Origin of the sequence: Streptomyces sp. NPDC006309, from assembly GCF_040613095.1 — a bacterium.
In the GTDB taxonomy this organism is placed as follows: domain Bacteria; phylum Actinomycetota; class Actinomycetes; order Streptomycetales; family Streptomycetaceae; genus Streptomyces.
Map to the genome: position 1 here is coordinate 192780 of NZ_JBEXRO010000015.1, position 13397 is coordinate 206176.

At 74.0% G+C, this 13397-nt stretch carries 14 protein-coding genes, 1 pseudogene and 1 riboswitch; of the genes and pseudogenes, 5 read left to right on the top strand and 10 right to left on the bottom strand.

Features of this window, described 5'->3' with window-relative positions:
- Window positions 1-29: 29 nt before the first annotated feature.
- Window positions 30-1208 (bottom strand): MalY/PatB family protein, encoded by a 1179-nt coding sequence (locus tag ABZ117_RS20950; RefSeq protein WP_356822809.1) that lies wholly within the window; start codon window positions 1206-1208, stop codon window positions 30-32.
- Between the two features lie 25 nt (window positions 1209-1233).
- Between ABZ117_RS20950 and ABZ117_RS20955 the strand changes: the two genes are divergently transcribed.
- Both ABZ117_RS20955 and ABZ117_RS20960 read left to right on the top strand, forming a co-directional pair.
- A complete protein-coding gene (locus tag ABZ117_RS20955; RefSeq protein WP_356822811.1) occupies window positions 1234-1407 on the top strand; it encodes a hypothetical protein in 174 nt (57 codons plus the stop codon).
- Window positions 1408-2715: 1308 nt separating this feature from the next.
- Window positions 2716-4110 carry a S1 family peptidase gene (locus ABZ117_RS20960; protein WP_356822813.1) on the top strand — a complete coding sequence of 465 codons (1395 nt, stop codon included), beginning with the start codon at window positions 2716-2718 and terminating at the stop codon, window positions 4108-4110.
- A gap of 125 nt (window positions 4111-4235) precedes the next feature.
- Here the strand turns inward: ABZ117_RS20960 and ABZ117_RS20965 are convergent, their stop codons facing one another.
- From ABZ117_RS20965 to ABZ117_RS20995, 7 genes are all read right to left on the bottom strand, one after another.
- Window positions 4236-4421 carry a hypothetical protein gene (locus ABZ117_RS20965; protein ID WP_356822814.1) on the bottom strand — a complete coding sequence of 62 codons (186 nt, stop codon included), beginning with the start codon at window positions 4419-4421 and terminating at the stop codon, window positions 4236-4238.
- 192 nt (window positions 4422-4613) lie between these two features.
- Window positions 4614-5309, bottom strand: a complete 696-nt coding sequence (locus tag ABZ117_RS20970) for a L,D-transpeptidase family protein (RefSeq protein ID WP_356822816.1) — start codon at window positions 5307-5309, stop codon at window positions 4614-4616.
- Window positions 5310-5499: 190 nt separating this feature from the next.
- Window positions 5500-6288: an SDR family NAD(P)-dependent oxidoreductase gene (locus tag ABZ117_RS20975; RefSeq protein ID WP_356822818.1), complete on the bottom strand. Its 789-nt coding sequence runs from the start codon at window positions 6286-6288 to the stop codon at window positions 5500-5502.
- A 263-nt stretch (window positions 6289-6551) separates the two neighbouring features.
- Window positions 6552-6920, bottom strand: coding sequence for a DUF4180 domain-containing protein (locus ABZ117_RS20980; RefSeq protein WP_356822819.1), 369 nt, complete (start codon window positions 6918-6920; stop codon window positions 6552-6554).
- Window positions 6921-6978: 58 nt separating this feature from the next.
- Window positions 6979-7608 carry an MBL fold metallo-hydrolase gene (locus ABZ117_RS20985; protein ID WP_356822821.1) on the bottom strand — a complete coding sequence of 210 codons (630 nt, stop codon included), beginning with the start codon at window positions 7606-7608 and terminating at the stop codon, window positions 6979-6981.
- Window positions 7608-8696, bottom strand: coding sequence for an S-(hydroxymethyl)mycothiol dehydrogenase (locus ABZ117_RS20990; protein WP_356822822.1), 1089 nt, complete (start codon window positions 8694-8696; stop codon window positions 7608-7610). Before ABZ117_RS20990 ends, ABZ117_RS20985 begins: the two co-directional genes overlap by 1 nt.
- 142 nt (window positions 8697-8838) lie before the next feature.
- Complete coding sequence (locus ABZ117_RS20995) at window positions 8839-9141, bottom strand: hypothetical protein (protein WP_356822824.1); 303 nt, start codon at window positions 9139-9141, stop codon at window positions 8839-8841.
- Window positions 9142-9312: 171 nt separating this feature from the next.
- Here ABZ117_RS20995 and ABZ117_RS21000 point away from each other — a divergent pair, with 171 nt between their 5' ends.
- Window positions 9313-9678, top strand: a complete 366-nt coding sequence (locus tag ABZ117_RS21000; protein ID WP_356822826.1) for a nuclear transport factor 2 family protein — start codon at window positions 9313-9315, stop codon at window positions 9676-9678.
- 118 nt (window positions 9679-9796) lie between these two features.
- A riboswitch (ZMP/ZTP riboswitch) is annotated at window positions 9797-9877 on the top strand.
- 26 nt (window positions 9878-9903) lie between these two features.
- Entirely contained in the window at window positions 9904-10752 is an 849-nt protein-coding gene (locus ABZ117_RS21005; protein WP_356822828.1) for a bifunctional 5,10-methylenetetrahydrofolate dehydrogenase/5,10-methenyltetrahydrofolate cyclohydrolase, read from the top strand.
- 43 nt (window positions 10753-10795) lie between these two features.
- Here ABZ117_RS21005 and ABZ117_RS21010 read toward each other — a convergent pair whose 3' ends face one another.
- On the bottom strand, window positions 10796-11770 hold the full coding sequence (locus tag ABZ117_RS21010) for a CU044_5270 family protein (protein ID WP_356822830.1): 975 nt from the start codon (window positions 11768-11770) through the stop codon (window positions 10796-10798).
- A gap of 832 nt (window positions 11771-12602) precedes the next feature.
- A pseudogene (locus ABZ117_RS21015) lies at window positions 12603-13097 on the bottom strand (sigma-70 family RNA polymerase sigma factor); the annotation flags it as partial.
- Window positions 13098-13203: 106 nt separating this feature from the next.
- On the opposite strand from ABZ117_RS21015, the gene ABZ117_RS21020 reads away from it, so the two are divergent.
- Window positions 13204-13397, top strand: a 194-nt coding sequence (locus tag ABZ117_RS21020) for a cbb3-type cytochrome c oxidase subunit I (protein ID WP_356822831.1), incomplete at its 3' end; no start/stop codon positions are given.

Genomic DNA, 13397 nt, shown 5'->3' on the forward strand with positions numbered 1-13397 from the left:
GGGGCGGTGGGCCGGCGGGGCGGGTCCGGTCAGCGCAGGGACGCCGCCATCCGCCGTACCGCCTCGGTGAGGATCCCGGGCGAGGTCGCCAGGTTCAGCCGTGCGTGCCCGGCGCCGCCGGTGCCGAAGGGAGGGCCGGGGCTGAGGGCGACCCGGCCGCGGTCGAGGAAGACCTGGGCGGGATCGTCGCCGAGGCCGAGGGCCCGGCAGTCCAGCCAGACCAGATACGTCGCCTCGGCGGGGTACACGCGGATCGCGGGCAGGTGCTCGGCGAGCAGACCGGTGAGCAGCCGCCGGTTGTCCCGGAGTCCGGCCAGCAGAGCGTCCAGCCAGGCGGTTCCGTCGCGCAGGGCCGCGGTGTGCGCGATGACGCCGAGGTGGCTGGGCCCGTGCCCCACCTCCTCGGGCAGGCGCGCGAGGTCGGCGGCGGCCTCGGGTCCGGCGACGGCGAGCGCGGCCTTGAGACCGGCCAGGTTCCACCCCTTGGACGCCGACATCAGGGACAGGCCGCGGTCGGCGCCGGGCACGCCGAGGTACGGGACGAACGTGACGCCGGGGGCGACGAGCGGGGCGTGGATCTCGTCCGCGACGACCCGGACGCCGTACCGCTCGGCGAGGGAGGCGACGGCCGTCAGCTCGGCCGCGGTGTGCACCGTACCGGTGGGATTGTGCGGGCTGCACAGCAGGTACGCGGCACGGCCGGGACCGGCGGCCGCATCCCGGAACGCCTCCTCCAGACCGGGCAGGTCGATGCGCAGACCGGCGTCGAGCGGGGCCTGCACCACCCGGCGGTCCAGGTGCTCGACGAACTGGAAGAACGGCGGATACACCGGCGGGTTGACGATGACCGGATCGCCGGGCCCGGTGACCAGCTTGAGCATCTCGACCACGCCCAGCATCACGTCCGGCACGATGGCGGTGCGCTCCACGGCGAGACCGTCCCAGTTCCACCGCTCGGCGGCGAACGCGGCGAGGGCCTCGGCGTAGGCGGTGCCGGCCGGATATCCGGTGTCGCCGAGGGCGAGCGCGTCGGTGACGGCGCGGACGACGGGCTCGGCGAGCGGCACGTCCATCTCGGCCACCCACAGCGGCAGCACGTCATCGGGGTAGGTGCGCCACTTCATGCTCGTACGGCGTCGCAGCCGCTCCAGGCCGAGCGTGCGCAGCGGATCCGGCTCGCCGGGGATGCTGTGCGGGATGCTGGTCATGAGGCTCAAGATAAGGGGTCGGGGCGTGAGCGGGAACGGGAGCGCCGGGACGGGCGGGTGGTGCGGGGCGGCGGCGGAGGACCGCCTGCCGGAGGTCGCCTGTGACGAGTCGGGGCCGGACGGGGAGAACCCGGTCGGCGGGAACACCGGTGTGTTCGCGCACGCCGGTGTGGCGCTGCCGGTGGACGTGGCCGCGTAGTGCGTACGGGAGATCCGGCACCGCGTCCGCTCGCCCGCCGAGGAGTACGAGGCGGACCACCTGCTGCGGGAGGAGCACCGGGCGGTGCCGGAATGGCTGCTCGCGCCCGGCGGGCCGATCCACGGGCGGCCCATGTCCAGCTGACGCACATGGCGTTCCTTCGTGGTGGACCGGACCGTGGTCCCGCTGCTGGACGACACGGCGGACGCCGTCCCGCTGTTCCGGCAGGGCCCGGACACGTTCGGGCCGGACGGGTGGCACGCGTTCCTGGTGGCCGCCGACCGACTGCTGCGGGGCCGTCCCGGCGGGGACCCTGTCGAAGTCGGCGAGCCGTTCGGGGGCCCTGCCGAAGCCGGCGAGCCGTTCGGGGGCCCTGCCGAAGCCGGCGAGCCGTTCGGGGGCCCTGCCGAAGCCGGCGAGCCGTTCTTCCCTATCGTGGACGCCCTGGTCCGGGCCAGCCCTGAGGCGGAGGCGGCGTGGACCCTGCGGCGGCTCGGGGCGGCCGGGCGCGCGCGGACGACTACCCGGCCCGCATGCGGACGGCCCCGGCGCTGTCCGGCGGTGCTCAATCCGCTGTTCCCGGCGATCCGGCTGACGGCGGCCCACTGGAGTGCCGGCGGGCGGCCGGTCCCGCTGGTGCACGACCAGCCGAACGCGCTGACGCGGGGTCGATCACCCGGCTCGTGCAGGCCGCGCGGCGGGACGGGACGGGACCGGGCTCGGCGGACTGCGGCTGGTCGGCTCCCGGGACGAGGCGCGGGTGCAGAATCGCCGGCTTCCTGGCCGGGATCGCCCGCGTGATCGCCTCCCCCGAGCCGGCCGGCGCGGGGATCCGGACCTCACCGTAGGTTTGCGGCTCGCGGCCGTATGCGGGCGCGCAGTCGGTGTGGGCCGACGCGCACAGCTGGTCCCGGCCGGCTCCGACGGCGGCCGGCCAGGGGCGGGGGGGGCGGACGCCGACCGGGGTTTCCAGGGCGCCCGTCGACCGGCGGGGCGCGCTGGACCGGCACGTCGCGCTCACCCCGCAGGGCGCGTTCAACCCCAGTGCGCGCTCGACCGGCACGTCGCGTTCGGTCGGCGCGGCTTCGTGCTGTGGCTCTCGGTACAGAGGGCGGCCGTCGGGGTGCCGGAGGGTGTCGTCCTGTCCGGCGGGCGGAGCGCGAGCGCCGACCGGGCGGGGGGAGTTCGCCGGTGGTGGTGAACGCCGTGGCCCCGGGCGCCGTATGGAGTGCGGGCCCCCGACGACCCGGGGGTCCCGCGCTGCCGGTACGGGCGGCGTGCGTTCGGGTTCGGCTTCGGGAGCCATGCATGCGGCACGCACGACGACGGGTCGTCCGGCGACTGACACGGCTGACGGCGGTCGGCGGACTCCTCCTGGGAGGCACGATGGTCACCCAGGCGGCCATGGCGAGCGAGACACCGCCCGGCTCCGCGAGAGTGCTCCGTGCCGCCGGCGGCACCGGGGACACCGGAGCGGCCGTGGTGGCGCGGCTCGGCACCGCCCGTACGGCGGGCGACTGGATCGGCGCCGACGGGCGTCCGGTCGTGGCGGTGACCGACGACGCGGCAGCGCGGGCGGTGCGGCGGGCCGGGGCCGAGGCGAAGGTCGTGCCGCACAGCATGAACGAGCTGAAGTCGGCCACCGCGTCGCTGGGTTCGGCGCCGCGGGTGCCGGGCACGGCCTGGGCGGTGGACTACCGGACCAACCGGGTCGTGGTGCGGGCGGACCGCACGGTGTCCGCCGGTGACTGGTCCCGGCTGAGCCGGGTGGCCGCGGGGATCGGGAGCTTCGTGCACATGGAGCGTACGAAGGGCGCGTTCACCACACGGCTGAACGGCGCCCTGCCGATCCTGTCGACCGGCGGCCGCTGCTCGGCGGGCTTCAACGTCACCAACGGGCAGTCCGACTTCATCCTCACGGCCGGCCACTGCGGGCCCGCGGGATCCACCTGGTTCGCCGACAGCCAGGGTGACCGGCAGCTGGGCAACACCGTGAACAGCGTCTTCCCCGGCAGCGACTTCTCGCTCGTGCAGTACGCCTCCGGCAAGGCCGGCGCGGGTGCCGGGGTCGTCGCGATCGGCGGCGGGAAGGGCGTGCGGATCACCGGGGTGGCCGATCCCGCGGTGGGGCAGCGGGTGTTCCGCAGCGGCAGCACCAGCGGTCTGCACGACGGCCGGGTCACCGCGCTGAACGCGACCGTCAACTATCCGGAGGGCACGGTCACCGGACTCGTCGAGACCACCGTGTGCGCCGAGCCGGGCGACAGCGGCGGGCCGCTGTTCTCGGAGGGCATCGCGCTCGGGGTCACCTCGGGCGGCAACGGGGACTGCACGGCGGGCGGGACGACGTTCTTCCAGCCGGTGACCAAGGCGCTGTCGGCGCTCGGTGTGCGGCTGCTCGTGTCGGCGCAGGACGCGGGCGGCGCGGGCGGCGGTGCGAGCGCGGCGCCCTCTTCCGCGCCGTCGGCCTCCGCGGCGCAGGGCGCGATGGCGCCGAACGCGGCATCGCCGGGTACCTCGGCGCCGGTCACGGGCACGTCCGAGGGCAGCACCCTGCTGGCGCGGCTGACGGACACCCGGAACATCGGGCCGGGGCTGCTGGTGATCGCGGGGAGTCTGATCGCGCTGGTCGCGACCCGGTTCATCCGCTCCGAGCAGGACCGCAAGGCGTACCGGCGGCACTACTCGGCGACGTGGGGCTGACGAGGGGCCGGACGGGCCCCGGTACGGGAAGGGCCCGGCGCGGGGCCGGGCCGGAGGTGCTGCGAGAAGGGCACCCGTGCGCTCACAGGTGCCCTGGGCGGTACGGCGCGGTGCGCGCGGGTCGGTCAGGCCGCCCGGTGCGACTGCGGGGCCGCGGCGGCCCACTCCAACACGAGGCGCTGGTATTCCGCGCGCTGCTCGGTGCTCAGTGTCCCGCCCGACCGGCGCCACAGGGCCCGGATCTCCTCGTTGACCTCCGCGGCCGATCGCTCGGAGGCGGTTGCAACAGTGGTGGACATGCTGTGAAGCATATGCCGGACGACGTGAAGACGCTGTGAGTAAGCACCTCTAATACGGACATTTCGGACCGTGTTGCTCATCACGTCAAGAGGCCGACCGGAAGGGGTACTTCTTATCGGTTCGATACCGGATCCCCGCTCGCGCCCCCGGACGCGCCCACCGGGATCCGGAGGCGCGCCCGGTGCGGGGCGGCCGGCCGTGGCTCAGGTGCCGGGCTTGCGGCCGTAGACGAAGACGTCGTCGCCGTTCCTCAGCAGCGACCAGTACGCCTTGGCCTCCGTCGGCGTCATGTTCACGCAGCCGTGCGAGCCCGGCGGGTTCCACATGCTCAGGCCCACCGAGTGGAAGGCCTGGCCGCCGTTGAAGAACTGGCTGTAGGGCATCGGCACGTCGTAGAGGCTGGAGACGTGATCGATGTCGCGCCAGTAGATCTTCGTCAGGCCGGTACGGGTCTCGAAGCCGTCGCGGCCGGTGCGCACCGGCACCGGGCCGTGGACGAGATTCGCACCGTCCTGGATCCAGCTGAGCTGGAGCGTGAGGTTCACGCAGGCGATGCGGCCCTTGTTCACCGGGCACTTGCCGTCCTTGTTCGGCTTGTTCCCGACGGCCTTCTGCTTGTTCATGAGGTCCATCACACCCCAGGTGACGGACCCGGCGTAGCCGATGTTCGGCGTGATGCCGTGCTTGTTCTGGAACGCCTGGACGGCCTTGCAGTCGGCGGCGGACTGCCTGCCGTCGACCGGCCGGCCCAGGAACCGCTCCACCTGCTTCTGGTACGGACCCGCCTGCGAGGTGCAGCTCGCGGCCTGGGCCGGTGCCGCGGTGAGCACGAGCGCGAGCGGCGCCACCAGTCCGGTGACGCCCAGTGCGACGACGGCTCGTCTGCGTGTGTCCCCCATGACGGCCTACCCTTCTCCCCTTGATCGCCCGGGGTCTCCACCGGGTGTTTCCCAGCGCACTTCCCACGGTCTCGCACCACTAGACACGCACGGACCGGGGAAGGTTGTGTTTCCGGTCACCCTGTGACGAAATGGTGAACTTCGTCACCGCGTGGCGGTATCAGGGCGCGAGGGCGTGGTCCGGGGCCGGTCAGGGCTGGTGAACGGCCGCGTGGAAACCGGTGTTGACGGTGGTGAGGCCACCGTCGACCACGAGGGTGGTCCCGGTGATCCAGGCGGCGTCGCGGGAGGCCAGGAAGGCCACCGCGGCGGCGATGTCCCGCGGCTCCCCGACCCGGCCGAGCGGGTACAGGCCGCGCACGGCGTCCAGTTCGTCGTCGCGCCCCTCCCACGCCGAGGTGCGGACCGTGCCCGGAGCCACGAGATTGACCCGTACCCCCCGGGCGGCGGCGTGCCCGGCCAGGGTCCGGGTGAGGGAACCGAGGCCGGCCTTGGCGGCGCTGTAGGCGTGGTTGCCGAAGTCCTGGAGGCCGTTGACGGAGCCGACGCTCACGATCGCCCCGCGGCCGGAGGCGGCCAGGTGCGGCAGGGCGGCGCGGCAGCAGCGGTAGGCGCCGGTGAGCGTGACGTCGAGGTCACGGGCCCACGCCTCGTCGGGGTCGTCCTCGAACAGCGGGACGTCCGCGGTGCAGTGGGCGGCGCTGTTGACCAGGACGTCCAGGGAGCCGAACACGGTGACGGCGCGGGCGACGGCCGCCTCGACGGCGGCGCGGTCGGCCACGTCACAGGCGAACGCCTCGGCGGCCAGGCCCTGTCGGTGCAGTGTCGCCGCGGTCCGCTCGGCCTCGGGCAGGTCCCGGTCGGTCACCAGGACCCGGCCGCCCTCCTCGGCGAGCCGTCGGGCGACGGCGGCGCCGATGCCCCGGGCGGCGCCCGTGACGAGAACTCCGTGTCCTGCGAAGCGGGTCGGATCAGTCATGGGCCGACAGTACGGCTGCGGCGGCGGCCTTTCACCGGTACGGCGGCCCCGGCCGTCCGGCACCCGCACTCACCGGCACCCGGTGACGACCGCCGGCTCGCCCGCGTCCCGCACCTCGGCCACGTACCGCCATTCGTCCGGCCCCGCCGCCTCGACGCGGCCGGCGCCACCGTCTGCGCCACCGTCTGCGTCACCCACGCAGCACCCGCGCCCGCGCCCGCCGCTCGGAGTCTGCTTCTGTCCGCGGAACCGGATGTGCAGTCCTATCCGCGGAGCCGGGTGTCGAGTTCAGCGGCGTCCGCGAGGAACCACAGTTGCCGGCCCTGGTTGCACTCGTACACGAAGTCACGCAGGGCCGTGCTGTTGGCGACGTGCCCGGAGATGTCGCCGAGGACGGCGAGGCACAGCCGGTAGGACACGAACTTCTGGACGACCGCGCCGGCGACCCCGGAGCGCAGCCGGAAGAAGTCGTCGGCGATCCGCTCCACGGGCAGCGCGACCAGTTGCACGTCGTGCCCGTACGCGTCCCCGATCAGGTCGAGCGCCGCGCTCTCGCCGTCGAGGAGCGGGCCGTCGGGAGCGCAGCGCAGGACCCGTACGCCGTGGAGGGTGTCGATCGTCTGTGCGGTCATGGTCGCGATCCTAGGATCGCGCCCGTGTGCCGCGCCCGGCATTTGTCCGGGAACCCCGTCAGTGTCCGCGCGCGATCCACTCCTCCAGGTGGGACGCTTCGGCGCCGATGGTCGTGGCGTCCCCGTGGCCGGTGAGGACCTTCGTCTCCGGTGGGAGGGTGAGGAGCCGGTCCCGGATGGAGTCGATGATCGTCGGGAAGTGGGAGTAGGAGCGCCCGGTGGCCCCCGGGCCGCCCTGGAACAGGGTGTCGCCGGTGAACACGGTGCCGAGCCCGGGGTCGTACAGGCAGACGGCGCCCGGGGCGTGGCCGGGGGTGTGCAGGACGGTCAGGTCGGCGCCGGCGGCCTCGATGACCTGGCCGTCGGTGAGGTGCCGGTCGGGGTCGCGGTCGGGGTGGGTGAGCTTCCACAGCGGCAGGTCGTCGGGGTGCAGCCAGATCACGGCGCCGGTGCGGTCGGCCAGTTCCGGTGCCGCGTTGACGTGGTCGTTGTGGGCGTGGGTGCACACGATCGCGGTGAGCCGGCGGTCGCCGACGGCGCGGGCGACGGCTTCGGCGTCGTGGGCGGCGTCGATGACGATCACCTCGTGGTCGTCGCCGACGAGCCACACGTTGTTCTCCACGTCCCAGGTGCCGTCGTCCAGGGTGAACTGGCCCGCGGTGACGAGGCGTTCGATGCGGGCGGCCATCAGAGCACCACCACCGAGCGCAGCACGTCGCCGTGGTGCATCCGCTCGAACGCCTTCTCCACCTCGTCGAGCTGGACGGTCTCCGTGACGAACGCGTCGAGCGGGAGCCGGCCCTGGAGGTGGAGGTCGATCAGCATGGGGAAGTCCCGGGAGGGCAGGCAGTCGCCGTACCAGGAGGACTTCAGGGCGCCGCCGCGGCCGAAGACGTCCAGCAGGGGCAGTTCGAGTTTCATCTCCGGGGTGGGGACACCGACCAGGACGACCGTGCCGGCGAGGTCGCGGGCGTAGAAGGCCTGCTGGTAGGTCTCGGGGCGGCCGACGGCCTCGATGACGACATCGGCGCCGAAGCCGCCGGTCAGTTCGCGGATCGCCTCGACCGGGTCGGTGTCCTTGGAGTTGACGGTGTGGGTGGCGCCGAGCGTGCGGGCCTTGTCCAGTTTGCGGTCGTCGATGTCCACGGCGATGACCTTCGCCGCGCCGGCCAGGTCCGCCCCGGCGATCGCCGCGCCGCCGACACCGCCGCAGCCGATGACGGCGACCGAGTCGCCCCGGCCGACGCCTCCGGTGTTGATCGCCGCGCCGATGCCGGCCATCACCCCGCAGCCCAGCAGCCCGGCGACCGCCGGGGAGACGGACGGGTCGACCTTGGTGCACTGGCCGGCGGCCACTAGGGTCTTCTCGGCGAACGCGCCGATGCCGAGGGCCGGGGAGAGTTCCTGTCCGGTCGCGGCGAGGGTCATCCTCCGCCGCGCGTTGTGGGTGTTGAAGCAGTACCAGGGTCGGCCGCGCAGACAGGCCCGGCACTGCCCGCACACGGCACGCCAGTTGAGGATGACGAAGTCACCGGGGGCGACGTCGGTGACGCCCTCGCCGACCGACTCCACCACGCCGGCGGCCTCGTGGCCGAGCAGGAAGGGGAAGTCGTCCGAGATGCCGCCCTGTTTGTAGTGCAGATCGGTGTGACAGACCCCGCAGGCCTGGATGCGTACGACGGCCTCGCCGGGTCCCGGGTCCGGGACCACGATCGTCTCGAGCCGTAGGGGCTCGTCCTTCCCCGGTGCGATCACGCCGCGTACTTCCTGCGCCATGGCCTGGCCCCTTCCTTCGGATACCTTCGCCGCCGACCCTACGCGCCACCGATCGGCAGCGGGACGGTCCACGAGGCGGGTTGTGGATCTTTCCAGGCGCACGGGCCGCCCCGGGCGGGGCGGCCCTCGGGGCAGGGCAGGATCAGTGGATGGCGGAGACCAGGCCGAGCACGGGGGCGGCGGGGGCGAGGACCTGTTCCACCTGGCTGAGCTGGTTCAGGTCCTTGAGGTGCTTCAGTGCCTGCATCTGGTCGGTGACCCGCGGCACCCGGCCCTGCTCCGATGCGGGCATGCCGGCGCCGGCGAGCGAGTCCAGCGTGGACAGCGCGCTGAGCTTCCCGACGTGCGGTGCGCCGGCGTCGGCCGCGTTCGCCGACGGTACGGCGAGACCGGCGATCCCGGCGGCCAGACCGACGGCGGCGGCGATGCGTCGTGTTGAGATCATGCCCTCACCAACGGGTGCGGGCGCCGGCCGGACACGGGCGGCGGCCCGCGCTCACCCGTGAGGCGGATCCGGCCGCTGCGCTTGCCGTGGCCGTCCGGGCGGAGGAGTCTCGGAGGTGGGGTCCGTGCGGCCCGCTCCTCGTCGGGCCGCGGACGCCTGAAGGAGGTCACCATGGGCACCGCGACGGGGTCCTCGTTCGACTCCGGCACACTGCGCCGGGCCATAGAGGGCAACACCGGGAACACCCTTCTGTCGCTCTACACGGACGACGCGGAGATCCGCATCGTCGACCACAACCACCAGCCCAGCAGCCCCACGGTCGTGCACGGCCGGGGCCAGATCGCCGAGTTGCTGGACGACATCTACAGCCGCGACATGACGCACAAGCTGGAACGCTGCGTCGTGGAGGGCGAGCACGCCGCCTACAGCGAGGCCTGCGAGTACGCGGACGGCACCCGCGTCCTCTCCGAGTCGATGGTCACCCTGCGGGACGGCAAGATCGCCGACCAGCTCATCGTCCAGGCCTGGGACGAATAGGAGCCGGCCGGCTACGGCGGCAGGCGTCCCGAGGAGGCTCGCGCGGGTCCAGGCCGCCTGCCGGGCGGTCTGGACCCGGTGAGCGGTCCGGGGATCGTACGCACGCTCGGTTACCCTGTACGCGGGCCGTGACTGGCGCTGAGGTGGAGTACCACCAGGGAGCGGTCCGTGGTGGTTGCCGCGCGCCTGGGCGAGAGAGTCGATCCCAGCCCAGGAGTGTGCAGCATGACCCAGGCCCGCCTCATGGACGGCACCGCGCTCGCCCGCCGCATCGTCGGGGACGCCGCGAAGAAGGCCGCCGGACTCAGCGAACGCACCGGCACCGCGCCGTGTCTCGCGACCGTGCTGGTCGGCGCGGACCCGGCGTCCGTCACGTACGTCCGCATGAAGCAGAACCGGTGCCGCGAGGCCGGCGTGGAGTCCCGCCACGTCGCCCTGCCCGCGGCCACGACCACCGCCGGACTCGTGGCGAAGCTGCGGGAGTTGTCGGCAGATCCGGGAGTGCACGGCATTCTGCTCCAGCACCCGGTGGGCGATCACGTCGACGAGCGGGCCGCGTTCGAGGCGATCGCGCCGGAGAAGGACGTAGACGGCGTCACCTTCGCGTCGTTCGCCACGATGAGCTTCGGCCTGCCGGGATTCGTCTCCTGCACGCCCGGCGGCATCCTGCGGCTGCTGGACGAGTACGGCGTCGACCCGGCCGGGAAGCGGGCCGTCGTGGTGGGCCGCAGCGCGATCCTCGGCAAGCCGGTGGGCATGCTGCTGCTGGCCCGGGACGCGACCGTGACGTACTGCCACTCGCGCACCCGGGACCTGTCGGCGGCGGTCCGCGAGGCCGACATCGTCGTCGCCGCCGTCGGCCGGCCGCGGCTGATCCGCGGGCAGGACATCAAGCCCGGCGCGGTCGTGATCGACGCCGGCTACAACCCGGGGAACGTCGGCGACGTCGACTTCGACTCGGCCGTGGAGCGGGCCGCGCTGATCACGCCGGTGCCGGGCGGTGTCGGTCCGATGACGATCGCCACACTGCTGGAACAGACCGTGGACGCCGCCGCCCGGCAGCTCGGCGCGTGAACACTTGGGCCCCGCAGGGTCCGCGCGGAGCCGGCTTTGGTGGTCAGCGCATCCAGACCCGGTAGTCCATCACGTCCCCGGCCTTCACCCCGTACTCGGGGGCGTCCCGGGTGAAGGTGGTCTCCAGGCCCAGGACGGCACCCGTGCGGGGGTCGAGGATCAGCATCCGCCGGCCTCCCCCGCCCGCGTACACGTACGCCTGCCCCGGCCGGCCCAGGCGGTCCGTCACCCGTCCCGCCGGCCGCAGCCCCTCCGCGTCCGCGAGCACCCGGACCAGTGCCGCGGACTCGCGGCCGCCCAGCGTCCAGTGGCCCAGCAACTCCTCGACGGCCTCGAACAGTTCGGGGGTGTCCAGGGAGCCGGTGTGCACGGTCTCGGCGAGGTAGGCGCGCAGGGCGGCCGGGGTGTGCGGCGGCGGCGCCTCGGGCGGGGCGTCGCTCCAGCTCGGCGGATACGTGATCCGGCTCAGGACGTGGCCGTCGGCCACCAGGTGCGGGTCGTCGCCCTCGTCGGTGAGGACCGGGCGGCCCGGACGGCGCGGGTCGGTCGCCACGACCAGCTCGGTGTGGCTGTCGTCCGCGCGCCAGCGCACGACACGTTCCTCGGGCAGGGTGACGGGCGGCCTGCCGTCGGCCATGCCGAGGCTCCAGGACTGCATGTGCGTGCCTTTGCGCAGGCGCGGGGAGCCGTCGGCGGCGGCAGCGGCGGCCATGTCGGCCAGTTCCGCCAGCGGTACGGGCGTGGACTGGGCGCGGACGGTCAGCGGGCGGGGCGCGGCGATGGCGGGCTGGGTGTTCGGCCCGCCGAGCAGCGCGGTGAGGGCGGTCGCCAGGACGACGGCGGTGGCGGCCAGGCCCCACAGCAGCCGGGCGCGGGGGGCGCGGCGCACCGGCCGGGCCCCGTGCAGCAGCCGCTCCAGCTGTCGCTCGGCACGGTGGTCCAGCGGACCGTCACCGAAGTCGGGACCGTCCGCGGGGACCGGGTTGGCTTGGCGGAGGAGATCGAGTTCGTCAGGCATGTCGGGGGTCCTCGCACAGGCATGCGTCAACGGTGGGCACGGGGGACGCCGGGACCGCACCGGCGTCCGCCGGCGCCACGGACGGGGCGGGTCCGGCGGCCGAACATCCCGGAGCGGTCTCACCGGCGGCCACCGGCGCGGCGGACCGGACGGGGCGGGCCGTCCGACGGCCCGGAACGGTGCCATCGGCGGACGTCTCGGCGGGGCCGGGCACCGCCCACCGCCGAACCGGAGCGGCCGCATCGGCGGACGCCGGCGCCGCGGACCGGGGACGGTGCTCGGCGGGTACGTCGACCTGCGGCGACACCGGACGCGGGTGCTGACCGGACGGGGTGACGGCCGGCTGTGACCCGGGCCACAGGCCCTGGTCGGGTGATGCGCCGGCCCGCTGGGGCCCGAGCCGCAGACGGTGGTCCGGTGGCCCCTCGGTCAGCGCAGGCGCAGGATGCACGCGCCGGCGGGGCGAGGCGTCGGCCGGCTGTGACCCGAGGCGCAGGCCCTGGTCGGGTGGTGTGTCGGCCCGCTGGGGCCCGGGCCCCAGACGGTGGTCCGGCGGCCCGTCGGTCAACCCCGGCACCGGACGCACGCACTGGCCGGACGGGGCACCGGCCGGCTGAGGCCCGAGGCGCAGGCCCTGGTCGAGTGATGCGCCGGCCGGCTGTGGACCGGGCCGCAGGTCCTGGTCGGGTGGTGTGTCGGCCCGTTGGGGTCCAGGGCGCAGACGGTGGTCCGGCGGTCCGTCGGTCAGCGGGGGCGCCGGGTGCACGCGCTGCTCCGGTGATATGCCGGCCGGCAGCGCCGCAGGGGCGTCGGGTGGGCGTGTCGTGGGTCGTAGGTGGTCGATCTCGGTGCGTAGCCGGCGGCGGGCCCGGTGCAGGCGCATCGCTGCCGCGCGACGGCCGCAGCCGAGGGCGACCGCGATCTCCTCGGCGCCGAGTTCCTCCCAGGCGGCGAGGCGCAGCACCTCCTGGTCGGCCGGGGACAACCGGTCGAGGGCCTCGTGCACCCAGGCGCCCGGCGCCTCCGCGTCGGGGCCCACCGCGATGTGCCGGCCGTGCGCGGCCTCGTCGTTGCCGAGCCGGTCCACCAGCCGGCGCCGCCGCCCGTAGCCGCGTACCGCGTTGGCCAGGCAGTTGCGGGCCACCCCGTACAGCCAGGGCAGCGGCGTGGCCGGCAGGTCGGCCCGGCGCCGCCAGGCGACCGTGAACACCTCCGCCACCACTTCCTCCACCTCGCCGGCCCGCCCCTGAAGTCGCCTCGCGACATAGCGGCTGACCGCCCAGTAGTGCTCGCGATAGGCAGCGGCGAAGATCTCGTCGTTGCTCATGCTCGGTTCGTGTCCGGCAGTCCCCGGATCGTCACACCTTTCTTCCGTGATGCTCCTCGCGCCCCGCGAGTGTGACCCGCGCTCCGGGCGCGGACACAGGCGGGGCGTGAAGAGGATCAGAGACACCAGAGCCGTGCAGTGGCTCACCAGCACCGATCACAAGACGATCGGGACGCTCTACTTGGTCACCGCGTTCGCGTTCTTTCTGATCGGTGGCGTGATGGCGCTGCTCATGCGCGCCGAGCTGGCCCGGCCGGGCCTCCAGATCATGTCGAACGAGCAGTTCAACCAGGCGTTCAC